Annotated in this window: 25 protein-coding genes; 6 read left to right on the top strand and 19 right to left on the bottom strand. The window is 69.1% G+C overall.

The annotated features are described in order from the left end of the window. Nucleotides 1-42 precede the first annotated feature (42 nt). From BM345_RS12565 to BM345_RS12580, 4 genes are read right to left on the bottom strand one after another with little or no spacing between them, the layout of a single operon-like run. The gene (locus BM345_RS12565; protein WP_093379952.1) at nucleotides 43-1,407 is read right to left on the bottom strand and encodes a threonine/serine exporter family protein; all 1,365 of its coding nucleotides are present in this window, start codon (nucleotides 1,405-1,407) and stop codon (nucleotides 43-45) included. After that, a complete protein-coding gene (locus tag BM345_RS12570; RefSeq protein WP_093379953.1) occupies nucleotides 1,404-2,771 on the bottom strand; it encodes a TAXI family TRAP transporter solute-binding subunit in 1,368 nt (455 codons plus the stop codon). The genes BM345_RS12565 and BM345_RS12570 overlap by 4 nt, the downstream gene beginning before the upstream one ends. Nucleotides 2,772-2,774: 3 nt before the next feature. Continuing rightward, nucleotides 2,775-3,824, bottom strand: a complete 1,050-nt coding sequence (locus BM345_RS12575; RefSeq protein WP_093379955.1) for a P1 family peptidase — start codon at nucleotides 3,822-3,824, stop codon at nucleotides 2,775-2,777. 53 nt (nucleotides 3,825-3,877) lie between these two features. Further along, entirely contained in the window at nucleotides 3,878-5,965 is a 2,088-nt protein-coding gene (locus BM345_RS12580) for a heavy metal translocating P-type ATPase (protein ID WP_093379956.1), read from the bottom strand. A gap of 63 nt (nucleotides 5,966-6,028) precedes the next feature. Here BM345_RS12580 and BM345_RS12585 point away from each other — a divergent pair, with 63 nt between their 5' ends. Then, nucleotides 6,029-6,505 carry a Cd(II)/Pb(II)-responsive transcriptional regulator gene (locus BM345_RS12585; RefSeq protein ID WP_093379958.1) on the top strand — a complete coding sequence of 159 codons (477 nt, stop codon included), beginning with the start codon at nucleotides 6,029-6,031 and terminating at the stop codon, nucleotides 6,503-6,505. Here BM345_RS12585 and BM345_RS12590 read toward each other — a convergent pair whose 3' ends face one another. Then, entirely contained in the window at nucleotides 6,506-6,805 is a 300-nt protein-coding gene (locus tag BM345_RS12590) for a hypothetical protein (RefSeq protein ID WP_093379959.1), read from the bottom strand. Continuing rightward, the gene (locus BM345_RS12595; protein WP_093379961.1) at nucleotides 6,802-7,782 is read right to left on the bottom strand and encodes a glycerophosphodiester phosphodiesterase; all 981 of its coding nucleotides are present in this window, start codon (nucleotides 7,780-7,782) and stop codon (nucleotides 6,802-6,804) included. The genes BM345_RS12590 and BM345_RS12595 overlap by 4 nt, the downstream gene beginning before the upstream one ends. Before the next feature lie 155 nt (nucleotides 7,783-7,937). Here BM345_RS12595 and BM345_RS12600 point away from each other — a divergent pair, with 155 nt between their 5' ends. Beyond that, nucleotides 7,938-8,732, top strand: coding sequence for an SDR family NAD(P)-dependent oxidoreductase (locus tag BM345_RS12600; RefSeq protein WP_093379962.1), 795 nt, complete (start codon nucleotides 7,938-7,940; stop codon nucleotides 8,730-8,732). Between the two features lie 6 nt (nucleotides 8,733-8,738). Here the strand turns inward: BM345_RS12600 and BM345_RS12605 are convergent, their stop codons facing one another. The 7 genes from BM345_RS12605 to BM345_RS12635 form a co-directional block, all read right to left on the bottom strand. Continuing rightward, entirely contained in the window at nucleotides 8,739-9,320 is a 582-nt protein-coding gene (locus BM345_RS12605) for a YceB family lipoprotein (protein ID WP_093379964.1), read from the bottom strand. Nucleotides 9,321-9,355: 35 nt separating this feature from the next. Then, entirely contained in the window at nucleotides 9,356-10,150 is a 795-nt protein-coding gene (locus BM345_RS12610) for an amino acid ABC transporter ATP-binding protein (protein ID WP_093379965.1), read from the bottom strand. Continuing rightward, entirely contained in the window at nucleotides 10,134-10,787 is a 654-nt protein-coding gene (locus BM345_RS12615; RefSeq protein ID WP_093379967.1) for an amino acid ABC transporter permease, read from the bottom strand. Before BM345_RS12615 ends, BM345_RS12610 begins: the two co-directional genes overlap by 17 nt. 4 nt (nucleotides 10,788-10,791) lie before the next feature. Next, nucleotides 10,792-11,448, bottom strand: a complete 657-nt coding sequence (locus BM345_RS12620) for an amino acid ABC transporter permease (RefSeq protein ID WP_093379968.1) — start codon at nucleotides 11,446-11,448, stop codon at nucleotides 10,792-10,794. Between the two features lie 12 nt (nucleotides 11,449-11,460). Continuing rightward, nucleotides 11,461-12,255, bottom strand: coding sequence for a transporter substrate-binding domain-containing protein (locus BM345_RS12625; protein WP_093379970.1), 795 nt, complete (start codon nucleotides 12,253-12,255; stop codon nucleotides 11,461-11,463). An 82-nt stretch (nucleotides 12,256-12,337) separates the two neighbouring features. Continuing rightward, nucleotides 12,338-13,306, bottom strand: a complete 969-nt coding sequence (locus tag BM345_RS12630; RefSeq protein WP_093380197.1) for a Bug family tripartite tricarboxylate transporter substrate binding protein — start codon at nucleotides 13,304-13,306, stop codon at nucleotides 12,338-12,340. Nucleotides 13,307-13,396: 90 nt separating this feature from the next. Further along, nucleotides 13,397-13,834, bottom strand: coding sequence for an OsmC family protein (locus BM345_RS12635; RefSeq protein WP_093379971.1), 438 nt, complete (start codon nucleotides 13,832-13,834; stop codon nucleotides 13,397-13,399). A 192-nt stretch (nucleotides 13,835-14,026) separates the two neighbouring features. On the opposite strand from BM345_RS12635, the gene BM345_RS12640 reads away from it, so the two are divergent. Beyond that, nucleotides 14,027-15,721 carry a long-chain fatty acid--CoA ligase gene (locus BM345_RS12640; protein ID WP_093379973.1) on the top strand — a complete coding sequence of 565 codons (1,695 nt, stop codon included), beginning with the start codon at nucleotides 14,027-14,029 and terminating at the stop codon, nucleotides 15,719-15,721. Between the two features lie 18 nt (nucleotides 15,722-15,739). On the opposite strand, the gene BM345_RS12645 is transcribed toward BM345_RS12640, so the two are convergent. The 3 genes from BM345_RS12645 to BM345_RS30100 all read right to left on the bottom strand — a co-directional run bounded on the left by BM345_RS12645 (nucleotide 15,740) and on the right by BM345_RS30100 (nucleotide 17,585). Then, the gene (locus BM345_RS12645) at nucleotides 15,740-16,207 is read right to left on the bottom strand and encodes a GAF domain-containing protein (protein WP_093379974.1); all 468 of its coding nucleotides are present in this window, start codon (nucleotides 16,205-16,207) and stop codon (nucleotides 15,740-15,742) included. Between the two features lie 114 nt (nucleotides 16,208-16,321). Then, entirely contained in the window at nucleotides 16,322-16,795 is a 474-nt protein-coding gene (locus BM345_RS12650; protein WP_093379976.1) for a hypothetical protein, read from the bottom strand. 7 nt (nucleotides 16,796-16,802) lie between these two features. After that, nucleotides 16,803-17,585 carry a hypothetical protein gene (locus BM345_RS30100; protein WP_175544983.1) on the bottom strand — a complete coding sequence of 261 codons (783 nt, stop codon included), beginning with the start codon at nucleotides 17,583-17,585 and terminating at the stop codon, nucleotides 16,803-16,805. 269 nt (nucleotides 17,586-17,854) lie between these two features. Between BM345_RS30100 and BM345_RS29695 the strand changes: the two genes are divergently transcribed. After that, nucleotides 17,855-18,256 (top strand): hypothetical protein, encoded by a 402-nt coding sequence (locus BM345_RS29695; RefSeq protein WP_139237507.1) that lies wholly within the window; start codon nucleotides 17,855-17,857, stop codon nucleotides 18,254-18,256. An 821-nt stretch (nucleotides 18,257-19,077) separates the two neighbouring features. Here BM345_RS29695 and BM345_RS12660 read toward each other — a convergent pair. Further along, entirely contained in the window at nucleotides 19,078-19,488 is a 411-nt protein-coding gene (locus BM345_RS12660; protein WP_093379977.1) for a hypothetical protein, read from the bottom strand. A 230-nt stretch (nucleotides 19,489-19,718) separates the two neighbouring features. Here BM345_RS12660 and BM345_RS12665 point away from each other — a divergent pair, with 230 nt between their 5' ends. Together BM345_RS12665 and BM345_RS12670 are read left to right on the top strand one after the other, a co-directional pair. Next, on the top strand, nucleotides 19,719-20,591 hold the full coding sequence (locus tag BM345_RS12665) for a DUF6502 family protein (RefSeq protein ID WP_254789709.1): 873 nt from the start codon (nucleotides 19,719-19,721) through the stop codon (nucleotides 20,589-20,591). After that, nucleotides 20,588-21,934 carry a DUF5666 domain-containing protein gene (locus tag BM345_RS12670; RefSeq protein ID WP_093379979.1) on the top strand — a complete coding sequence of 449 codons (1,347 nt, stop codon included), beginning with the start codon at nucleotides 20,588-20,590 and terminating at the stop codon, nucleotides 21,932-21,934. The genes BM345_RS12665 and BM345_RS12670 overlap by 4 nt, the downstream gene beginning before the upstream one ends. Before the next feature lie 144 nt (nucleotides 21,935-22,078). Here the strand turns inward: BM345_RS12670 and BM345_RS12675 are convergent, their stop codons facing one another. Together BM345_RS12675 and BM345_RS30855 are read right to left on the bottom strand one after the other, a co-directional pair. After that, nucleotides 22,079-22,900: a methyltransferase domain-containing protein gene (locus BM345_RS12675; protein ID WP_217653981.1), complete on the bottom strand. Its 822-nt coding sequence runs from the start codon at nucleotides 22,898-22,900 to the stop codon at nucleotides 22,079-22,081. A 197-nt stretch (nucleotides 22,901-23,097) separates the two neighbouring features. After that, nucleotides 23,098-23,538, bottom strand: a complete 441-nt coding sequence (locus tag BM345_RS30855; RefSeq protein ID WP_093379980.1) for a YciI family protein — start codon at nucleotides 23,536-23,538, stop codon at nucleotides 23,098-23,100.

Consider the following 23,538-nt stretch of genomic DNA (forward strand, 5'->3'; position numbering starts at 1 on the left):
GCGCCCGGCCGGACCGCGCTGTCCCGGCCCGGACAAGCCCCTTCAGCGCCGCAGCTTGAGGTAGCGCAGCATGATGTCGGACATGGTGCCGGCGCGCTGGAACACCGGCTCGAACAGCACGTTGTAGACGGCCGTGCCCACCACCGAGCCCAGGCCGACGGCGACGATGGTGAAGAGCGTGGTCACGAAGTTCTCCACGCCGGCCAGCCGGTCGTTGCCCACCAGCTCGGCCATGCCGATCAGGCCCAGCGAGCCGGGCACCAGGATCCACAGCGCCGGGATGAAGGTCACCATGAAGGGCGGGCCGGCGAAGCGGTACTGCACGATGTAGGCGGCCGGCGTGATCAGCACCGCGGCGAAGAAGCCGCTCATGTAGCCGCCGAAGAGCGCGTTGCCGATCTGTTGCCCTGCCAAGGCAATCAGCAGCAGGGCCAGGACCCAGGGCAGGGCGCGGCGCGTGGTGGAGTAGTGCAGCCAGTGACCCAGGGCGAAGAGCAGCACGCCCAGCCAGGGCGCCCAGGCCCGCACCGCCGCGTCGGACACCGGCACCAGCAGCTTGTCCGGCGGCAAGCCGACGATGGAGGCCGCCGTCAGCATGCCCAGCATCAGGAAGACCAGCTGCAGCATCCCAGACACGAAGCGCGTGGCGCCCGAGACGATGTCGCCATAGGCCAGCTCCACCGTGGCGACCGCCAGCGTGCCGCCGGGCAGGAAGGTGTAGAGCGCCGCCACCAGCACGTAGATCGGGCTGCCCGCCATGCCATGGCGCGCACCCAGCAGCGCCAGCAGCGCCACCACGAAGGCACAGAACATCGGCATCAGCGTGTTGACGATGCCGCCGCGCCCCATCAGCTGACGCAGCACCCCCACCACGAGGCCGAAGAAGGCTGCAGACAGCAGTACGTCGGCCGAGGGCCGCAGGATCAGGGCGATGCCCCCGGTGGCCAGCACGTGGCCCAGCACGCTCCAGTGCGGCTTGAGCGGTGGCGGCATGGCCAGGATGGCGTTCACGCGGCGCAGGCCTTCGGTGGGGTCCAGCGAGGTGCGCTCGGCATCGCGCGCCAGCTCGTAGGTGGCCTCGACCTGGTCGAAGCGCAGCACCAGGCCCTGCTCGGCGGTGAACTCGATCTGAAGGCTGGCGTCCTCGTCGGCGAAGTTGACGAAGACCACGGTGGGCAGCGCCAGCGTGTTGAACTGCTTGATCTTGTAGTTCTGCGCCACGCGGCGCAGCGTGGTCTCCACCACGCCGGCCGCTGCGCCGGTGGCCAGCAGCAGGTGGCCCAGCCGCAGCAGGAAGCGCAGTAGGCGGCGGCGTTCCTGCTGGGCGATCTCCGAGTCGGAGACAGCCGGTGCGGCGGCCGGTGCAGGCGCGGTCTCGACGGGAAGGTTCTCCGCCAGCTCGCTCATGCCTGCGCATCCTTCTGCGCGGTCAGCCGCCGGCGCGTCGCGTAGATGTTGCTGCGCAGCTCATACAGCTCGCTGGCGTACGAGAGCGGCACGGTGACCTTGTTGGCAAGGGTCTCCAGCGATTCGAGCTCGCGCAGCAGCACATCGGGCGACTCGGCGCGCGTGTCGGCGCGGTGCTCGATGTCGCGCAGCTGCGCGTACCAGCGGAACACCCGGCTGCGCACCCGGAACTGGTAGAGCGGCGGCACCACGCGGGTGAGCGGCAGCATCAGCACCAGCAGGCCGCCCAGCACCAGCCACATGCGCTCGAACAGGTTGCTGGCCCAGAAGGGCAGGTAGCGTTGCCAGAAGGGCGGCGTGCCGTTGATGGCGCGGTCGCCTTCGGGGCTCACCGGCAGTTCGCTGGTCTTGGTGTTGGGAAAGTCGCGCGCCCGGTTGAACCAGCCGCCCGAGCTGTGGATCTGCTGCGCGCTCTGCGCGAACAACTGGCGCAGGGCCGGGTGCGTTTTTTCCCGTGCAAGCAGCGAGGTGGTCGTGGCCAGCAGCGTCACGTCATGGCGCGGCAGGTCGGCCGCCAGGTCGACCACGCCGCGCGGCAGCGTCACGTCCGAGAGGAAGGCGAAGCGCCGCACGTAGGCCTCGGCCTGCTCGAAGTTCATCAGCTCGATGCCGGGCGAGCGCAGCAGCTTCTGCACCAGCGGCGACTGCGGCGCCGAGGCGAGCACGATGGCATCGAGCATGCCGGCTTCCAGCGCCTCGGCGGCGGGGGTCTGTTCCAGGTGCGAAAGCTCGACCGACTCCGGGTCCACATGGTTGGCCCGCAGCAGCTGCGTGATGATCTGCGGCACGCCGCTGCCAGGCTTGTCGATGTTGAGCCGGAAGCCCCTGAGCTGCGCCAGCGCATCGAGTTCCTTGCCCTCCTTGCGGCGCTCGCTCTTGCGCTTCTTCTGCTCGGCGCGCTGCACCGCGTCGCTGCGGTAGAACACCCACAGGGGCTCGTAGAAGAGGGCGCCCAGCGAAGTGAGCCCGGCCTCCTCGTCCTTGACCGGGTCCGCGCTGCCGCCGCGCACGAAGGCCACGTCGGCCTCGCCCTTGCGCAGCAGCTCCAGGTTGTCCAGCGAGCCGTCGGTGGGCTTGAGGATCACCTCGATGCCGTTGGTCTTGAGGGCATCCGCGTAGCGCTTGCCGAACTCCGCGTAGGCGCTGCCCGCAGGCCCTGTGGCCAGCGTGACCTGTTTGGGCGGCTGCGGATCGAGCCACCAGTAGGCCAGCACCAGCAGGCCCGCCACGATGAAAGCCACCGGCCCCGCCGAGACCAGCAGGTCGCGGATCGACAGGAGGATCAGCTTCAGCGTCTTGGGCATGGCTCAGTGCCCCGCGAGGTCCGATGCGCTCGGGATGTGCAGCGGCACGCCGCCCGAGAGCACGTCGATGGCGCGCGCAGCCAGCACGGCGCGCAGGGTCGCTCGCGCCACCACCTCCGCCGCCATGGCGCTGAGCACCGTCATGCCCAACTGCTCGGCGCCGGCTGCGGCGCGTCCGGTGGCCAGGGCGAACAGCGTGTCGCCATCGCTCATGGTGTGCACCGGGTTGATGGCGCGGGCCAGGCCGTCGTGCGCCACGGTGGCCAGGCGGTTGGCCTGCACCTTGGTGAGCGTGGCATCGGTGGCCACCACGCCCAGCGTGGTGTTGGTGCCGGCCAGCAGGGGCTTGGGCAGGTCGCCGCGCAGCAAGGCGCGGCGCGTGTCGAGAAGGGCGTGGCCGTCCGCGGTGCGCGCGCCGGCCACCACCTGCGCGGTGTCGGGGTCGATCACGTCGCCCAGCGCGTTGCAGGCGATGAGCGCGCCCACGGTGATGCCGGCCACGGTGACCGAGGCAGTGCCGATGCCGCCTTTCATCGCGCGTTCCACGCCGAAGAGCTTGCCCACCAGCGCGCCGCTGCCAGCGCCCACGTTGCCTTCGGCGGGCGCCGCAGTGGAGGCCGCTTCACAGGCGGCGTAGCCTGCAGCCGCGTCCGGTCGGATGCGTGCATCGCCCACGGGCAGGTCGAAGAGCACGGCGGCCGGCACGATGGGCAGGGTGCCGAAGCGCACGTCCATGCCCACGCCTTTTTCCTCCAGCCAACGCACTGCGCCCTCGGCGGCGGCCAGGCCCCAGGCGCTGCCGCCGGCCAGCATCACCGCATGCACGCTGGAGACGAGGTTGCCCGGCGCCAGCAGGTCGGTCTCGCGCGTGCCGGGCGCGGCGCCGCGCACGTCGACGCCGCCGACTGCGCCGCCCCGGGTGAGGATCACGGTGCAGCCGGTGGGCCGCCGCGGGTCGCTGAAATGACCGACCTCGATGCCGGCCACGTCGGTGATGGCGCCGGCCGGCGCGCTGCTGATGGAAGTGGAGTTCGCGTTCTGTCCAAGGGGCATGGCGGCCGATTATGGGGGCCTGCCCGCGCGCTCCGTAACCCCCTGTGTGTGCCTCAGCCCTTGTGGCGCAGCAGGCGCAGGCCGTTGGCGATCACCAGCAGGCTGGCGCCCATGTCGGCGAACACGGCCATCCACATGGTGGCCTGGCCCGCCACCGCCAGCAACAGGAACACCAGCTTGATGCCCAGCGCCAGCGAGATGTTCTGCCACAGCACGCCGTGCGTGCGGCGCGACAGGCGCACCGTCTCGGCCAGGCGGCGCAGGTCGTCGTTCATGATCACCACGTCGGCCGCTTCCATGGCGATGTCGGTGCCGGCCTTGCCCATGGCGAAGCCGATGTCGGCCTGGGCGAGCGCGGGTGCGTCGTTGATGCCGTCGCCGGTCATGCCGGTGGGGCCGAAGCGTTGCTGCAGCTCGCGGATGGCGCCCTGCTTTTCTTCGGGCAGCAGGTTGCTGCGCAGCTCGGTGAGGCCGGCCTGGGAGGCCACCGCGCGCGCCGTGGCCTCGTTGTCGCCGGTGAGCATGACGGGCGCCACGCCCATCGCCTCCAGCTCGGCGATGGCCGCGCGCGCGGTCGGCTTGACGGTGTCGGCCACTGCGAAGAGCCCGATCACGCTGCGGGCGCTGGCCAGCAGCGTCACGGTGCGGCCTTGGCGCTCGTGCTCGCGCAGCGCGGCTTCCAGCTCGTCGCCGCACTGGCCGCGGTCCTCGACCAGGCGGTGGTTGCCCAGCACCAGCAGGTCGCCGGCGATGCGGCCCTCGGTGCCGCGGCCCGGCAGGGCCTTGAAGTCGGTGATCTCGTAGGCTTCGCTGCGGAAGTGCTCGGGGATGCCGGCCAGGATGGCACGCGACACCGGGTGGTCCGAGCGGCCGGCCAGCCCCGCGGCGGCACGCTGCACGTCGGCCGGCTGCGCGCCGCCCCAGACCTGCCAGTGCACCAGCTTCGGCTTGCCCTCGGTGATGGTGCCGGTCTTGTCCAGCGCGATCGCCTTGAGCAAGCGTGCGGCCTCCAGGTGGTTGCCGCCCTTGATCAGGATGCCGCGCCGCGCGCCCGAGGTGAGCGCGCTCACCACCGTCACCGGTGTGGACAGCACCAGCGCGCAGGGGCAGGCGATCACCAGCAACACCAGCGCCTTGTAGATGGCGTCGACCCAGGCCCAGCCCATGAGGAGCGGCGGCAGCACCGCCACCGCCACAGCGATCGCGAAGACGGCGGGCGTGTAGATGGCGGCGAAGCGGTCGACGAAGCGCTGCGTGGGTGCGCGGGTGGCCTGCGCCTCTTCCACCGCGTGGATGATGCGGTCGAGCGTGGTGGTGCCGGCCGGGGCGGTCACGCGAAATTGCAGCTCGCCACCCTGGTTGATGGTGCCGGCGAAGACCGCATCGCCCACCCCCTTGTCCACCGGGATGCTCTCGCCCGTCACGCTGGACTGGTCGATGGCGCTCTGGCCCGCAGTGATGTCGCCGTCGAAAGGCAACCGCTCCCCGGGGCGCACGCGCACCGTCGCGTCCATGGCCACATCGCGCGCGGGCATGCGCTGCCAGCTGCCGTCCTCGCGCATCACTTCGGCTTCTTCGGGTGCCAGCGCCATCAGGCTGGAGATGGCGTGGCGCGCGCGGTCGGCCGCGCGGTGCTCGATGAGCTCGGCCAGCGCATACAGCGCCATCACCATCGCCGCCTCGGGCCACTGGCCGATGAGGAAGGCGCCGGTGACCGCCACCGTCATCAGCGTGTCGATGCCCAGCTTGCCGCGCAGCAGCGCGCGCAGCCCGCTCTGGTAGATGCCGATGCCCGCCAGCGCGATGGCCAGCGCCGCCAGCGCCATGCCGGCCACGTGCCAGGCAGTGGTGTCGGGCGCGAGGAAATGCAGCAGCTCGGCGGAGATGGCCGCCACCAGCGAGGCGGCGAGGCGCCCGATGCCGGGCAGGGGGCCGTGGTCGTGGCCGTCTTCCGCGCCTTCGTGTGCGTGCGCATGGTCGTGGCCGTGGTCGTGGTGCTCGTGGCCATGCGCCGCCTTTTTCGCCGGGGCGCGCAGCGGGATCGGAGCGCCGGCGCCGCACCCGCAGCAGTCATCCAGCGCCGCGGCGGCGGGTACGGTCTTGGGAGCAGAGGGCTTGGGGTCGCAGCAGGCGTCGGACATGGGTGCAGGGCTTTTTCAGGTGTGCCACCATTGGAAAGCTTCAAGTCCCTTCAAGGTCAAGCCATGCCAGGAAAAAAGCCGTCCGCCGGTCAAGGTTATCGCATCGGCCAAGCGGCAGACCGCAGCGGCGTGAGCGCCGCCAACATCCGCTACTACGAATCACAAGGCCTGCTCGCGCCGGCCGCACGCGGCGAGAACAGCTACCGCCTCTACAGCGAATCGGACCTGCACCAGCTGCGCTTCATCCGCATGTGCCGGGCCATGGACATGTCGCTGGACGAGGTGCGCACCCTGCTGGGCCTGGACCTCTCGCGCAAGGCCGATTGCGCCGCCGCCTGCGTGGCGCTGGATGCGCACCTGTCGCATGTGCACGAGCGCCTGATCGAGCTGCAGGCGCTGGAGGCCAAGCTCAAGTCCCTGCGGGATTGCTGCGACGGCACCGGTCCGCACTGCCTGCTGATCGAGGCGCTGCACGACCGCGCCGATGCGCAGCCTGGCGACGAGGAAGGGCGCGCCAACGCGGTGACGCGCCACGTCTGACTAGCCGTCCATCTCCAGCCGAAGGCGCGCGTGGGCCAGCCAGGACTGCAGGCCGTCCAGCAGGTCCTTCTGGCTGAACGAACAGCTTTCGTCGCTGAACAGGGCACTGGCCGAGAGGCGGTCCAGCAGGTCGCCCAGCACGGTCTCGAAGCGCTCGGGCAGCGCGGCGCGCAACTCGGCCGCCTCGCTGGCGCGCGCCGACAGGTTGTCGATGCCGCCCTGGCCGCTTCGCAACTGCTCCAGCGCCTTGGACAGCGACTGCCATTGCGTTTCCAGCGTGGTGGAAGTTCGAGTGCTCATTTCACTGCCTCCGTGCCGTTGGGAAGGGGCATGCCGCGCTCGCGCATCAGCTCGCGCAGCACATCGGGGTAGTCGGTGATGATGCCGTCCACGCCCAGGTCGAGCAGGCGGGCCATGTCGGCGCGGGCATTCACCGTCCAGGGGAGCACCAGCAGGCCCAGCTTGTGCGCTTCCTGCACCTGGGCCTGCGTCAGGTCGCGATAGGCCGGCGACCAGGTCAGCGGCGCGGTCGAGGGGCCGGCGGCCGCCTTCAGCAGCTGCGGCGCCGAGCCGCCATGGGATGCCAGTTCCAGCCCCATCGTCCAGCGCGGGTCGGCCAGCGTGCGGCCGCTGCTGAGATAGGCGCGCGGAATCTGCGGCGCACGCTGGCCGACGCGGGCCAGGGTGCGCCAGTCGAAGCTCTGGATGGTCACGCGGCCCGCCATGCCGGCGCGCTCGATCTCGGCCAGCAGGGCGTCGGTGATCGCGTCGGGCGATGCGGTCTCGTCCGGCAGCGTGGGGTCGACCTTGGTCTCGATGTTGAAGCGCAGCTTCGAGCCGGGCGTGGCCCGCACCTGCTCGAACAGCGCGGCCAGGGTGGGAATGCGCTGGCCGTCCGCCGCCTGCTGCCGGGTGAACTGCTTGCCGTAGTCGCTTTCGGCGCGGATGCGGCCGACGTCGTAGCGCTGCAGTTCGGCCAGGGTCAGCGAGCGGATCGTCGGGCCCTTGGCGGCGAGCCACTGGCCTTGCGCGTCCCGGGTGTGGTCGGGGTTGAGCGAGGTGTCGTGCGAGACCACGACCACGCCGTCGGCGCTCAGGCCGATGTCCAGTTCCAGCGTGTCCACGCCCAGGGCCGCGGCCTGCGCGAAGGCGGCCAGGGTGTTCTCGGGCGCCAGGCCGCGTCCGCCACGGTGGGCCTGCAGGTCAAAGGCCAGGGCCGGCGCGGCCACGAGGAGGGCCAGCAGCGGCGTGGCAAGGCGGGGGCGGAATGCGGACATGGCGGCGCAGCTTGCCACAGTCGGCCGACAAGGCGATGTCGGCCATCGTCCCGACCTCATTCCGCCCGGGCGCAGGCTGCGGAGAATCGCGAGGGCCTGCATCGATGGCGGGCCATGCTTAACATGCCCCACCCAACAGCAAGAGGAGTGCTCCCATGAGTGAACGCAAGGCCGCCATCGTCACCGGCTCGGCCACCGGCGTCGGTGCCGCCACCGCGCTGGAACTGGCCAGGCGCGGCTACGACGTGCTGATCAACTACAGCCGCAGCGAGCAGGAAGCGCATGCCTCGGAAGCCGCCTGCCGCGCCGCCGGCGCCGACACCCTGCTGGTGCGCGGCGACGTTGCCAGCGACGCAGATTGCCGCGCCATGGTCGAGGCCGCGCTCGCGCGCTGGAAGCGGCTGGATGCGCTGGTCAACAACGCCGGCATCACCACCTTCGTGGGCGCCGGCCAGTGGGATGCGCTGGACGCCGAGGCCTTCCAGCGCATCTACGCGGTGAACGTGATCGGTGCCTTCCAGATGGTGCGAGCCGCGGCCGAAGCGCTCAAGTCAAGCGGCGGCGCGGTGGTGAACGTGTCTTCCATCGCTGGCAGCCTGGGCATCGGATCGTCGGTGCCCTACGTGGCCTCCAAGGGCGCGGTCAATTCGATGACCCTGCACCTGGCCCGCACGCTGGCGCCGAAGGTGCGGGTGAACGCGGTGTGCCCCGGCCTCATCACCACGCGGTGGTTCGTCGACGGCGTGGGCGCCGAGGCGGCGGAGAAGCTCAAGGCCGGCTACGAGCAGATGTCGCCGCTGGCCCGCGCCAGCAGCGCCGAAGACGTGGCCGACGCGGTGATCTGGCTCATCGAGGGTGCGCGCAGCACCACCGGCGAGATGATCCACCTGGACGGCGGCATGCACCTGGGCGGCACCATCCGCGTGCCGTCGGCGGCATCGCCACTCTGAGCCGGACTACTTCAGCTGCACCTTGATCTCATCCTGTGCCACGGTGATGTCGCCGATCTCGTAGGTCTTGCGGCCGAAGCGCAGTTCCTCGGGCTTGAAGGTGCGCAAGGGGTAGCCCTGCAGCAGCTCCTGCGCCACGGCGCCGCCGATGCGCTTCAGGCGCTCGGCGTCGCGCCCGGTGACGCCATCCAGCTCCAGCCGCTCGGCGCGCGGGTCCTGCAGGCGCAGGGCCAGCGCCGGCGCGTCGTAGCGCAGCGCGCTGCTGATGGACACCATGCCGCCCACGGTCGAAGGCTGCAGGAAGGGGCTGTTGATGGACAGCCGCGCGGTGAGGGCCGCGCGGTTGGCCCCCGCGTCCAGCGCCAGCACCGGATCGAGCAGCGAGACGTTGAACACCTCGGCATAGCGCTGCGTGAGCGGGAAGCGCTTGGTGATCTCGGCCTGCAGCTCTTCGCGGCTCGCGGTGTATTCGCTCAGGAAGAAGTTGAAGCCGGCGTGCGCGGCCAGCGGCAGGCCCAGGGGCAGGGCGACCGCGCTGGCGCGCAGCAGGAAGAGGCGGCGCGAGGCATGTTGCAGGCGAGGGGGCATGGACCTGTGAGCTTGCCACAGGCCCGCGGGTTCAACTAATCGTGCAGCGAGGACAGGAACTGCTTGAGCTCCGGCGTCTGCGGATCGCCGAACAGCTGCGCCGGCGGCGCCATCTCGTGCACGCGGCCCTGGTGCATGAAGATCACCCGGTCGGCCACCTTGCGGGCGAAGTTCATCTCGTGCGTGACCATGAGCAGGGTCATGCCTTCCTCGGCCAGCGACTCGACCACGCGCAGCACCTCGCCCACCAGCTCGGGGTCGAGCGCCGAGGTGATCTCGTCGCACAGCAGCACCGCGGGCTCCATGGCCAGGGCGCGCGCAATGGCCACGCGCTGCTGCTGGCCGCCGGAAAGCTGCTCGGGCATGGCGTCGAACTTCTCTTCCAGCCCCACGCGGGCCAGCAGCTTGCGCGCCTGCGAGGCAGCCTGGATCTTCTGGCGGCTCTTGACCAGCATGGGGGCCAGCATCACGTTGCGTCCCACCGTGAGATGCGGAAAGAGATTGAAGCCCTGGAAGATCATGCCCACGCGCTGGCGCAACTCGCGCATGGCCATGGCGCTTTCGTGCAGCAGCGGCTTGCCGTCCACCGTGAGCGCACCTTCCTGGAACACCTCCAGCCCGTTGATGCAGCGAAGAAGCGTGCTCTTGCCCGAGCCGCTCTTGCCGATGATGGCGATGACCTCGCCGCGCCGCACATCCAGGTCGATGCCCTTGAGCACCTCGTTCGTGCCGTAGGACTTGCGCAGCGCCGTGATGCGCACGATGGGCGCGCCACCGGGCGGCGGCGCCACGCGCTCTTGCGTTTGCGATGGTTCAAGCACGGCGGCCATGGGTCTTTCTCTCGAGTTGGCGAGCCAGCAGGCTCACCGGGAAGCACAGGGCGAAGTACATCAGGGCCACGCAGCTGAACACCACGAAGGGCTTGAAGGTGGCGTTGGAAATCATGCTGCCGGCCTTGGTGAGCTCCACGAAGCCGATCACCGACGCGAGGGCGGTGCCCTTGATCACCTGCACCAGGAAGCCCACCGTGGGCGCGATGGCAATCTTCAGCGCCTGCGGCAGGATGATGTGGCGCATCTGCTCGCCAAAGCGCAGCGCCAGGCTCGTGGAAGCCTCCCACTGACCCTTGGGGATGGAGGCCACGCAGCCGCGCCAGATCTCGGTGAGGAAGGCGCTGGTGTAGAGCGTGAGGGCCAGCGCCGCCGCCGTCCACGGCGAGACCTCGATGCCCAGCAGCGCAATGCCGAAGTAGGCCAGGAAGAGCTGCATCAGCAGCGGCGTGCCCTGGAAGAGCTGCACGTAGAGCCCGACCGCCTTGTCGGCGAATCGTCCGCCGGACAGGCGCGCGAACAGCAGCAGCGCCCCCACCAGCCCGCCGCCCACGAAGGCGATGGCTGACAGCGCCACCGTCCAGCGCAGCGCCAGCAGCAGGTTGCGCAGGATGTCCCAGAGCGAGAAGTCGTTCATGCGCTCAACGCCCGAAGAAAAAGCGCGGACCCATCCAGTTGAGCAGCCGGCGCGCCAGGATGGACAGGAGCAGGTACACCAACGTGGCCACGATGAAGGCCTCGAAGGCGCGGAAGTTGCGGCTCTGGATCAGGTTGGCCGCGTAGCTGAGTTCTTCCACCGAGATCTGGCTGCACACGGCCGAGCCCAGCATCACGATGATGATCTGGCTCACCATGGCCGGCCACACCTTGCGAAGCGCGGGCGGCAGGATCACCCGCGTGAAGACCTGCACCTTGTTCAAAGCCAGGCTCAGCGCGGCCTCGATCTGCCCGCGTGGCGTCGCCTCGATGCCGGCGCGGATGATCTCGGTGGCGTAGGCCCCCAGGTTGAGCACCATGGCGATCACCGAGGCCACCTCGGGCGTGAGCTTGACCCCCGCCGCCGGCAGCCCGAAGAAGATGAAGAAGAGCTGCACGATGAAGGGCGTGTTGCGGATCAGCTCCACGTACGTGCCCACCAGCCAGCGGAGCCAGGGCGGACCGTTCGCCCGTGCCCAGGCGCACAGCGTGCCCACCACCATGCCAATGACGGTGGCGATGGCCGTGAGCCCCAGTGTCCAGGCCACGCCCCTGGCGAGCATGCGCCAGTCGACCAGGATGGCGCCGAAGTCGAACTCCATGGCGGCGCGCGTTCAGACGGGCAGTTCGCCGATGCCCTTGCCCAGCCACTTCTTGGACATGGCGTCCAGCGTGCCGTCCTTCTTGGCGGCGGCGATGATCTCGTTCACCTTGGCCTTGAGCGGGTCCTCGCCCTTGGCGATGCCGATGTAGCAGGGGCTGTCCTTGAGCAGCAGCTTGAACTCCGCGTTGATCTGCGGGTTCTTCGTGATCATCTCGGCCGCAACGGCGCCGCTGGCCGCGAGGATCTGGGTCTGGCCCGAGACGAAGGCGGCGATGGTGGCGTTGTTGTCCTCGAAGCGGCGATAGTCGACGTTGGCGGGCGCCACCTTGTTGAGTTCCTGGTCCTCCATGGCGCCGCGGGTGACGGCCACCGTCTTGCCCGCCAGGTCGCCGAAGCTCTTCACCGGCATGCTCTTGGGGCCGAACACGCCCTGGAAGAAAGGCGCATAGGCCGAGCTGAAGTCGATCACCTTCTCGCGCTCGGCGTTCTTGCCCAGGGTGGAGATGACCAGGTCCGCCTTCTTCGTCTGCAGGTAGGGAATGCGGTTGGCGCTGGTGACGGGCACCAGTTCCACCTTCACGCCCAGCTTGGTGGCGATGAGCCGGGCCATGTCGACGTCCAGGCCGATGGGCGTCATGGTCTTGTCGACCGAGCCGTAGGGTGGGTAGTCGGTGGGAATGGCGACCTTGAGGGTCTTCGACTTCAGGATGTTGTCGAGCGCGGCCTGGGCCTGGGCGGCGCCGGTGCCCAGCAGGGCGGCGAAGGCAAGGCCGAGCAGGGCGATGCGGCGGGAGGGAGAGGGCATGTCGGGCGTCCTGGGCAAGAGGTAGAGGCAGCCGCCGATCGGCCGCCTCCTGCCCGACATGCAAGAGCTGTGCCGCGGGTCCTCAGTCCATGCGCGCGCCCGAGGCCTTCACCGCCTTGTCCCAGCGCGGCGTCTCGGTGGCGAGGAAGCGGCCGAAGTCCTCGCTGCCCATGAAGGCGGGGTCGGCGCCCTGGCTCACCATGCGCTCGCGCAGCTCCGGGTTGGAGAGCACCTGGCGGAAGGCGTCGGACAGCCTGGCCACCACGTCCTTCGGTGTCGCGGCGGGCGCAAAGAAGCCGTAGAAGCCCACGACGTCGAAGTCCTTGACGCCGGCTTCCATCACCGTCGGGATGTCCGGCAGCGCGGGGTTGCGCTCGCGGCTGGTCACGGCCAGGGCGCGCACCTTGCCCTGCTTGTGGTAGCTGGCCGCCTGCGGAATGGACTCGGCCATGAACTGCACCTGGCCGCCCATCAGGTCGGTGAAGGCCGGGGCGCTGCCGCGGTAGGGAATGTGGACCATGAAGATGCCGGCCTGCGTCTTGAACATCTCGGGCACCAGGTGGCTGATGCCGCCGTTGCCGGCCGAGCCGTAGTTGACCTGGCCGGGCCGGGCCTTGGCGTAGGCGATGAATTCCTGCAGGTTCTTCACCGGCAGCTTGGGCGTGACCAGCAGCGCCAGCGGCTGCATGGCGGTACGGGCGATCGGGACGAAGTCGCGCTGCGTGTTGTAGGGCAGCTTGCTGTACAGCGCGCCGTTGATCACGGCCACGCCGGTGTTGGCCAGCATCAGGGTGTAGCCGTCGGGCGCGCTCTTGGCCACGGCCTCGGCGCCCACCGAACCACCGGCCCCCGGCTTGTAGTCGACGATGATGGGCTGGCCCAGCACGGCCTGCAGTCGGTCGGTGAGCAGGCGCGCATGCTGGTCCAGCGGGCCGCCTGCAGGAAAGCCGATCACGACCTTGATGGGCTTGTCGGGAAAGGCGGCCAGCGCGGGCCACGCGGCCCATGCGGCACAGGCCGCGAGCGCGGCCTTGGCCAGGGTCCTTCTCATCATCGCTGCGGGCGCGCTGCGCTTCATGCCGGTCTCCATGTCGTTGTGATGTGGCCGGCGATGATACGCAGCAGCGCTGCCCACGCGGACTCAGCTCTTGAGCGTCGCCTTCAGCGTGATCTCCGGCACGCTGGCCAGCGCCTTCGACAGCGGGCAGCCCGCCTTGGCGCCCGCGGCCAGTTCGTCGAACTTCGCCTGGTCGATGCCCGGGATCACCGCTTCCATTTCCAGTGCGATGCGGTCGATCTTGAAGCCGGGGCCGTCCTGCACCAGCCGCACCGCCGCCTTGGTATCGATAGAGGTGGCCGTGATGCCGGCGCCTTCCAGCGCGAAGGCGAAGGCCATGGTGAAGCAGCCGGCGTGCGCGGCGCCCAGGATCTCTTCCGGGTTGGTGCCCTTGCGGTCGTCCCCGAAGCGGCTGCCGAAGCCGTAGGGATAGTCCTTGAGCGCGCCGGTCTCGGTGCTGATGGCGCCCTTGCCGGTCTTGCCGGCACCTTCCCAATGAACACTGGCTTTTTTCTCTGGCATGAAAAACTCCTTTGCGACTCAGGTGGATGGAGGGCATGCTTATACGCCCTTGCCGCGTCGCCGGTCTGTCAGCGGATGGCTCCGCATGCCAGGCTCCGGCCGCGTCGCGAAGGTGACGCCATCAGGGCCAACCCGCTTCGACGCGACGCGGGGTCCTGTGTAGGCTCACAACCCCCTGGAGACCACGCCCTCATGGAACGCCCGCACTACAAGTTCTGGCCCAAGCGCCTGCCCAAATCGATTCAAGTCCCCGCCACCTCGCTGTGGCACAACCTGGCCACCAACGCGGCCCGCTATCCGGACAAGCCGGCGCTGATCTTCTTCGGCACCGAGACCACCTATTCGCAGCTCGCGGACCAGGTCGAGCGCCTGGCCGGCACGCTGCATGCCCTGGGCGTGAAGCGCGGCGACCGCGTGGTGCTGGACATGCAGAACAGCCCGCAGCTGATCGTGGCCCACTACGCCATCCTGCGCGCCAATGCGGTGGTGGTGCCGGTGAACCCGATGAACCGGGCCGAGGAGCTCAAGCACTACATTACCGACCCCGATGCCAAGGTCGCCATCACCACCGGCGAGCTGGCGGCCGAGTTGGCCAAGGCCAGCGACGCGCTCGATCCCAAGGACCGCCTGAAGCACCTGATCGTCACCCAGTACACCGACGGCTTCGACGCGCAGGTGCAGGGAGACATCGCTCCGCCGCCCGCATGGCGCGACTGGCTGCTCACCCGCCACCCCCTGCCGCAGCTTGCCGGCGGCGAGGTCATCAGCTGGACCGACGCCTTGAACGCCGGCCACCCCGCGCCCGAGCACGTGGTGGGCATCGACGACATGGCCCTGCTGCCCTATACCAGCGGCACCACCGGCCTGCCCAAGGGCTGCATCCACAACCACTCGAGCCTGATGCACAACGCCACCGCAGGCCAACTGTGGGGACTGGGCTCGGCCGAGACGGTGGTGCTGGCGGTGGTGCCCATGTTCCACATCACCGGCACGGTGAGCATGCTGCACACCTCGATCATGATGGGCGCCACGCTGGTCATCATGCCGCGCTGGGACCGCGACCTGGCCGGCCGCCTGATCTCGCGCCACAAGGTCACGAGCTGGACCAACATCCCCACGATGGTGATCGACCTGATGGCCAGCCCCAACTTCGCCAACTACGACCTGAGCAGCCTGCAGTACATCGGCGGCGGCGGGGCGGCCATGCCGCAGGCCGTGGCGCAGCGCCTGCTGGAGCAGTTCGGCCTGAAGTACCTGGAGGGCTACGGCCTGACCGAGACGGCCGCGCCCTCGCATGCCAATCCCTACGAGAACCCCAAGCAGCAGTGCCTGGGCATTCCCTACATGAGCACCGACTCGCGCGTGGTCGACCCCGACACGCTGCAGGAACTGCCGGTGGGCGAATCGGGCGAGATCATCACGCACGGGCCCGGCGTCTTCAAGGGCTACTGGAAGCGCCCCGAGGCCGATGCGGCCGCGTTCATCGAGTTCGAGGGCAAGCGCTTCTTCCGCACCGGCGACATGGGCCGCATGGACGAGGACGGCTACTTCTTCATCACCGACCGCCTCAAGCGCATGATCAATGCCAGCGGTTTCAAGGTCTGGCCGGCCGAGGTCGAGCTGCTGATGTTCCGCCACCCCGCGATCCAGGAAGCCTGCGTGATCGCCACCAAGGACAGCTACCGCGGCGAGTCGGTCAAGGCCGTGGTCGTGCTGCGGCCCGACTTCAAGGGCAAGGTCAGCGAGCAGGACATCGTCGACTGGTGCCGCGAGAACATGGCCGTCTACAAGATCCCGCGCGTGGTGCAGTTCGCCGATGCACTGCCCAAGAGCGGCAGCGGCAAGGTGATGTGGCGCCTGCTGCAGGAGGCGGAAGACAAGGGCTGAGCCCCGGGGGCTTGCGCGTCAATCGGCCAGTTGCGGCAGGTACCCGCTCAGCATCCTGGCTGCTTGGTCGAGGAGTTCAAACTCCGCGTCGGCCAGCGGATGGCTGCGCATGTCGAAGTGACTCAGCGTTCCCCATAGCGCCCCGTGTTCGTTCACCACGGGAACGCTGTGGTACGAGACCACGACGCCGCGGTACGGGTTGCCGACCAGGCGTTCGTCCTGCGACGAATCGTCGGTGCGAAAGGCCTGGTCCCGCAGCACGAACTGGCAGAAGCTCTGCTTGAAGGGGACGGCGATCAGGTAGTCGGGGCGCATCTGCCCTCGCTTGTCGTGCAGCAGCACGTTGCGAAGCAGTTCGCCTTCGAAGCGGTAGATGGCGGTATAGCGATGCGCGACACCGCTGTTCAGGTATTTCAGTGCCGCGTCCGGCCCCTCGCTCGCCAGCAGGCGCGAGAACGCGTCCGGGCTTCGTACGGATTGCCCCATGCTTCCATTCCCCCAGGAATCATCGTGAGCGCCTCGGGGCGAGGCGCTCTTGGACTATAGCCCGCTGCAGGGCAGGCACATGCAACACCGTGTGCGTGCACCGGACTTTGGAGATCAGGGAGGAAGCTGATGGTCGCGCCGCAGGCGGCGGCGCACCGGGTGCAGCGAACTGGCATCGACTTCCTCCGGCCTGTCGAGCCGCCGGATGGAGAGCGCCATCAGTTCCGCCGGCCAGGCCGACAGGTAGCCGCATCCGCCGTGGAACAGCGGACCGCTCAGCGAACCTCGCACGATCACCCGGGCGCCGTTCCACCGGCGGAACTGGCTCTCATAGGACTGAAGCGCCGCCGAGCCGAAGTAGAGCCAGAGGCTCGAGGACTCGCGGGGTTTGCCAACTGGCGCTTCGTGTCGTTCGGACCCGGGGAAGTGGTCCAGGGCCGCGCCTTCGAACTCGAAGCGGAGGATGCCGCTGACCGCGACATGCTCGCCTGCAAAACTGGACAGGTCGTCGAGAACTGCGTTGACTGAAAGCCCGAAGTCGACAGGGGCCGGTGCGAAGGCCGGGTACTGGGTGTAGTCGGTTCTCATCTTGGGTTCACCTTGGATGCTTGCGAAGCCAGGCATGGGATTGCTCAGCGGCCAGGGCCACCGCCACCGCCAGGGCCACCGCCCCCGGGGCCGCCGCCACCGCCGGGGCCACCGCCACCGCCGGGGCCACCGCCACCGCCAGGGCCACCACCACCGCCAGGGCCACCACCGCCGGGGCCACCGCCACCGCCGGGGCCACCGCCACCGCCGGGGCCACCGCCACCGCCGGGGCCACCGCCACCGCCGGGGCCGCCGCCGCCACCGGGGCCACCGCCGCCGCCACCAGGGCCACCGCCACCACCGGGGCCACCGCCGCCACCGGGGCCGCCGCCGCCGCCGGGGCCGCCGCCGCCACCGCCAGCGCCGCCACCGCCAGCGCCGCCACCGCCAGCGCCGCCACCACCGGCGCCGCCACCACCGGCGCCGCCACCACCAGCGCCGCCACCACCAGCGCCGCCACCACCAGCGCCGCCACCACCAGCGCCACCACCACCCGCGCCGCCACCACCAGCGCCACCCCCGCCGGCGCCGCCACCAGCACCAGCACCAGCACCAGCACCAGCACCAGCACCAGCACCAGCACCAGCACCAGCACCAGCACCAGCACCAGCACCAGCACCAGCACCAGCACCAGCACCAGCACCAGCACCAGCACCAGCACCAGCACCAGCACCAGCACCAGCACCAGCACCGGCACCAGCACCAGCACCAGCACCAGCACCAGCACTCGCACCGCTACCCGAGCCACCGCCAGGCCCGCCCCCTGCGTTTCCAGAGGGCGCGCTCCCACCGGGGCTGTCGGGTCCCGCGCTCACGCCCGTACCGCCGACGCCGTTGCTGCCGCCGCTCACAGCGGTGCCAGGCCCCGTCGCTGTCGCGGACATCGCCAGCGGCGGCGAGCCCTTGCTTGCAACACCGGGACTGGCCTGCTGCGCCGCCGAGACACCGGGCGCCGGCGCGCCGGCGGAGCCTGGGCCTTGCGCCGCCGCTGCCGGCGAGTTGATGCAGACGACCTCGCCATAGGGGTTGTATCGATCGCAGCGGGATGGCGCTGCCGTCGTGCGATTCACCTCGACGGGCACTGGGGCTGGCGGCCGCGCCACCGGAGCCGGGCTTTCGGCCTTCAGGGACGCGGGCTCGTTCAAGCGCTGCATGCTCGCCGGAACCGGGTTGCCGACGGCCGGTTGGCTTCTCGCCGCCGCGCGCGCAGTGACGGCGGGGCTTGTCGTCCTGTCGCGCTCGGCTGCCCGCGACCGCTCCTTCTGCGCCGGCGCGGCGGATGCCTGGCTGGACGGCGCGCGGGAGTGCTCGCTTCGCACGATCCGCGGCTCTTCTGCCGGGGCAGTCACGGGCGCCGCCAAGGCCTGCCGCGCAGCTGCACTCTGCTCGATCGAAAGCGCGCGCAGCGGCTCCTGCGCCTGCGAAGCCTGGGTCTGCGAAGCCTGCCCTTGCGGCGCTTGAGGCTGTGCAGGCGCCGCGGCTACTTGCGGTTGCGGCACCGACGCTTGCGGCGCCGACTCGACTTCGACGCGATGCGCTTCGTTCATCGGCAAGAGTGCCGGTGGGACCGCAGCCATCTGATTTGCGGGTTCCAGCGCCGAAGCCGGAGCTGGTCCGGCTTGCGAAGCCGCTTCAGGCGCCGCCTCCGGCGGCGGCGCGCCTTGCGAATCTTCCCGAGCCACCTCGGGGCGCGACACCTGCAAGTTCTCGTCCGCGTCGCTCTCGAGGCGGTAGACCAGCGAGGCCAGGAGAGGCAGCACGACCAGCGGCACGAGGACGAACAGCAGCTTCCTGGTATTGCTGGCTCCCCTTGGCGTTGGCGCTTCGAGCGGCTCGACTGCCGGTGCTGCCTCCGCGGGTTCTGCGCGTTGCCTGGCATCGAGAGGATCCTCGCGCAACGGCGTCGGGTTCGCCGTGTGCGCCCAGGGCGCCGCGGCCGCCGCGCGAGGCACTCTGGCGGCGCTTCGCGAGGACGCCCTGGCGAGCGTCCTCGCCGAAGGCTCACGGTGCGGCCTGGCGAAGCTGCCCACTGGTGCGGGCCCCGCCGCCGTCCTTGCAAAGGTGCTCCCTGCAGGACCTGCCACCGCGGTCAGGCTGGCCGTCGGCTTTCCGAACATGTCTTCGCGCTCGTCGCCGGCTTCGGCACGCGCAGGCTGCAGCGCCGATGTGCGCACACCGCTGAACCGGCCTGCGCATCCCTTGCAGGACCGCGCGTTGTCCTTGTTCGCGGTATGGCAGGCTTCGCAATATTTGGTCATGTCAGTCCTCGCTCGGGCGGCCGGTCATTGGATGGGCATGAACTCGGCGACCATCACCAGCAGGTTGACGACCAGCGCGAACGCCGCGAAATCCGTGAACGAAGCGCGATTCACAATGCTCCAGGTGCGGCGCATCGGCAGGCTCGATTCCTCCAGGCGGGGCAGCTTCGGCTCGCGCTCACAGGCGGCGTAGTAAGCCGGAAGCTTGTGGGCGCAGCCCTTGCAGTAGTGGGCCGACCCGAGGTTGACGGTGTTGCACGCATCGCAGATCTCCACGGACGAGGCGCCGAACTGCATGCGCGCCAGATCGACCAGGCTGGCGAAGGTGCAGGAGGTCTGTGATGCGGAGGGGTCCGACAGCCAGGTGGCGGGGCTCCCCGGCAATGAGTGATCGATTCCGCTGAGGTCCTGCAAGGCGTTGAGATTCAAGGACATAACTCACTCCGAAGGAGGGGGAAGCCGCATGCCGGCCAGCAATATGGGAAAATTTCCCATGTGGAAAGGGTTATGTACTCTCGTGCGAGGGTGCTGTGTAAGACGAAAGCTTTTGAACCTGTCCCGTTGGTAACCGGCTGTTAGCGTCGCTCCCTTATCGAGGTGAAATCAGCTCCATGACGACCAGGCGTACGGACTCGCACAGTTCCGCGAAGGGCCGCCAGACGCGCGTGCCGCGCGAGCAGATGGCTCAGGTCCGGGAAGGGCAGCTGGGGTGGGTGCTCGGGGCCTGCGAGCGCGTGTTGCGTCCTCTCGTGCGCCTGGCGCTGGCCTTCGGGGTCAAGCACGCGCAGATCGAACGTGTCCTTCGCGACGTGATGCTGGACGAGGCCCGGCGCGCCTGGCTGCACAAGGGCGTCGAGCCCAACGTCAGCCAGCTCTCGGTGACCACCGGGCTGAACCGCAAGGCCATCACCAGCCGCGTGCGCGAGCCGACGGAATCGCTGCCGCAGACCGAGGTGTCCGCGGAAGCCAAGACCCTGACCCTGTGGTTGCAGATGCAGGTGGACGACCCCGCCAACCGCTCGCTGCCGATCACCTCGGTCGACCCGTCCGAACCGTCCTTCGAGGCCGTCGCACGCCTGGCAAGCCGGGGCGACGTGCACCACCGGGCCATCCTGGACGAACTGGTCCGCTTGAACATGGCGACCGAGCGGGATGGCATGGCTCAACTGTCGGTCGAAGGCTTCGTGCCGGCCGGCGACCTGAAGGGGATGCTGTCCTTCCTGGGCGACAACGCGCGGGACCACCTGCTGGCGAGCGTGTCGAACACCGTCGGTGCCAGGGCGCCCCTGCTCGAGCGCTCGGTCTTTGCGGCCGGAATCTCTCTGGAGGAGTGCGAGCGAATCCACCGCATTGCGCGGGATCGCTGGGCCGGCCTTCATGACGAAATGACGCGCGAGATGCGCGGCGCCTTCGATGCGCGAGACAAAGGCGATTCCGCACGCATTCGAGTCGGCGTCTATGCCTACTTCGAAGACGCAGTTGGCGAGCTAGATTCGGCGACGTCCGGCTCTGGAGTGCTTCCGGGAAGCAAGAAATGAGGAACCGTCTGCTGCGTGTTGGCCTGGTGACGCTGATGCTGAGCGTCGTGATGTCGTGCGGGGGCGGCGGCGGCGGCGGCGTGGACGGCAGCGCATCGGCCACGGGGGCGATGGGATCGACAACGGGGGTTGGCGCCATGCCAGGCACCGACGGCAGTCCGGGCGCGAATGGGGCCGGCAACGGCATCGGCGGTATCGGCGCGGACGACGGCAGCACCGCCACCGCCGCGAGCGGTGGCGGCGGCGACGACGGCTCCGGTGTCGGATCCGGTGGCACCGGCGTGAGCACCGCCGACGCGACCGGCGTCGGTTCGGTCGATGGCGCAGGCAGCATCATCGTCAATGGCTTGCGCTACGACACCAGGACGGCGACCGGCAGCGTCGAGGATGCGCCCAATGGGCTGCAGCTGGGCATGAGCGCGAAGGTGACCGGCCCGGTGAACACCGACTTCACCCAGGGCGTTGCGCGTTGGGTCGAGTCCGCCGCCGATGTGCGCGGGCCGGCGGCATCGGTCAACCTGGCGCGCGGCACTTTTGTCATCCTCGGAACGACCGTCACCACCGACGAAGCCACCGTGTGGGCGGACGTCAGCGGACTGGCCAGCATCCAGGCGGGCCAGACCCTGCAGGTCTGGGGCCTGCCGGGCGTGCCTGGCGTGCTGCGCGCCACGCGCATCGAGCAGCGGCCCGTGTCGTCGCCGATCCTCACCGGAACGGTACAAAACCTTGATGCGGGGCGACGCACCTTCACCCTGGGCCAGGCCGTGGTCGACTATTCGCGCGCCATGCCCGACGGAATGCTGGATGGCCGGCCGCTGGTCAATGGAACGCTCGTGCGGGTGCGCGCCGACATGTCTGGACCGGGCAACAGCCTGTTGGCGACGCGGGTGCAGTGGTGGTATCCGGTGCCGACCAACGACAACGGGATCGCCCAGCTCGCCGGCATCGTCACGGACTTCGCCGGCCTGGGCTCCCTGCGGGTGCTCGGCTTCCCGGTCGATGCCAGCGCCGCAAAGGTCACCGCGGGACCGAACGGTGCCGTCGGCAATGGTGTGAAGGTCGAGGTGGGTGGCGCGGTGAGCGGTGGTGTGCTGCGGGCCACCAAGCTGAAGATCCGCAACGTGCCGGGCACGGGCGGGCCGGCATCCTTCGACCTGTCCGGCAACGTCGGGGCATTCAGGTCGGCTTCGGACTTCCGCGTCCGGGGCCAGCCGATCGATGCGAGCGCAGCCACTTTCGTCAACGGCCAGGCGGCTGGCCTGCGCAACGGCGTGCGGGTGCGCGTGCAGGGTGCCCAAGTCGTCGACGGCGTGCTGGCTGCCCAGACAGTGACCTTCCAGTAGGCCGACCTGGTGATCGGCTGCGGCGGACAGACGCAGGCCTCGGTGCTCAAGGTGGCCAAGCGCGCCGCGGCAAGCAGGAGTCCGGGACGGCTTCCGCGCTGCGCTGGCGGGCCAGCGGAGCTGCTACTGGAACTGCGCCGGCACCTATGGCCGGTCCGTTGTGTGACCCCAAGCCTGGATGAAGACACTTGACAGCACCAGTGTTTCCGGGTCTTCAAGGTGGCGCTTCAGGAGAGCTGTCAACTCGTTCAACTCGGCTTCTCCGATCAGTTTTTGACCGAGCATCCTGACCCGCGCGTTCTCTACGAAATCAAGCAGCAACATGCGACGGCCATGACCCACCGGGTATGCGTGTACCCACGGTTGCACGCGAACATCCGCCAACCCGGCTTCACGCATCAAACGCGGCAGCTTCGAGCCGATGGTCCGGTCAATCCCGTCCATCTCGGCCGAAGCGTTGAGCAACTCGAGCAAGCGGGTCTGGGCGTGGTGGGGTGGATCGCATCGTTGCGTGCTTGACTCGGCCTCGTGCAGTGCAACGATGCCCCCCGGTCGGACAAGCCGAACCATCTCCTGCAGGAGGCCCTCGGGTTGCGGAACGTTGACGAGAACCAGCCGCGCAGTCACGAGATCGAACGATTGCTCAGGCAGGCCGGTCTTGCGGCCATCGGCATGTAGAACCTCGACGTTGGCCAGGTGACAGTCCGCGACAAAACTTTGTGCACGCTGCGCTTGCTCAACGCTGCGTTCCACGCCGACGACGCGGCCCGCCGCACCGACGCGCCCGGCGAGAAGGCCCAGACAACCCTGGGGGCCGCAGCCAATCTCCACCACCCGCCAGCCCGCCGATACACCCACATGATCGAACAGCCAGTTCGAATCGGCGGCGAGCTCCAGAGCTTGTCGCCCCAGGCGATCTTGCTCCTCCTGTCGATAGCCTAGGAAATAGGGATCAGCTTCAATCACTGCTCACCTCCGGGGCGGCGTTCAGAGCTCGATGGCGCAGAACGGATTCGACCCAGTATCGTCCAGGCATCGCCGGCCTTCAAGCCTTCGCTGGGGACCGCAGCTGTCTTGCGGTGCAAACGCATTCCACACGCTGGTGCCTGCGGCTGCAGAACGCTCCCGCGGCGTCACGGTCAATACGACTGAAACGCGAGCGATCAGCTGGGACTGGTTTCCCAAAGCGCCCTGATTTCGATGTATCCCCCAGCGCGGGCGCACGGCGTTCCCTCGACAAGGCGGTGCACCTCTTCGAATGTCTCCGCTTCGATGACTGAGAAGCCGGCGAGGGGAAGCGTGTGCGTCGCATAGGGTGCGTCAGACAAGCGGGGACTTCGGTCCCAATTGGTGACGGTACGGACTTCCGCTCGGACGGCGGACATGAAGTCTCCCCGGGCACGAATCGCCGCGTCGGCGGCCAGGACCTCGTCCTTGTCCGAAGCACTCAGGCGATTCCACCCTGCTTCATCTCCATACGCCAAACACAGGAACTTCATCTCGGACCCCAACGCAGTGTCGTTAGCAAGTTGACGCGTTCGAAAGCTCTGCAGGCCAGCTGTTGGCCGATGATTGCCTCGGTAAGCCGTTGGTCGCCATTCCAT

The sequence above is a fragment of the Variovorax sp. OV329 genome (assembly GCF_900114785.1).
In the GTDB taxonomy this organism is placed as follows: Bacteria; Pseudomonadota; Gammaproteobacteria; order Burkholderiales; family Burkholderiaceae_C; genus Variovorax.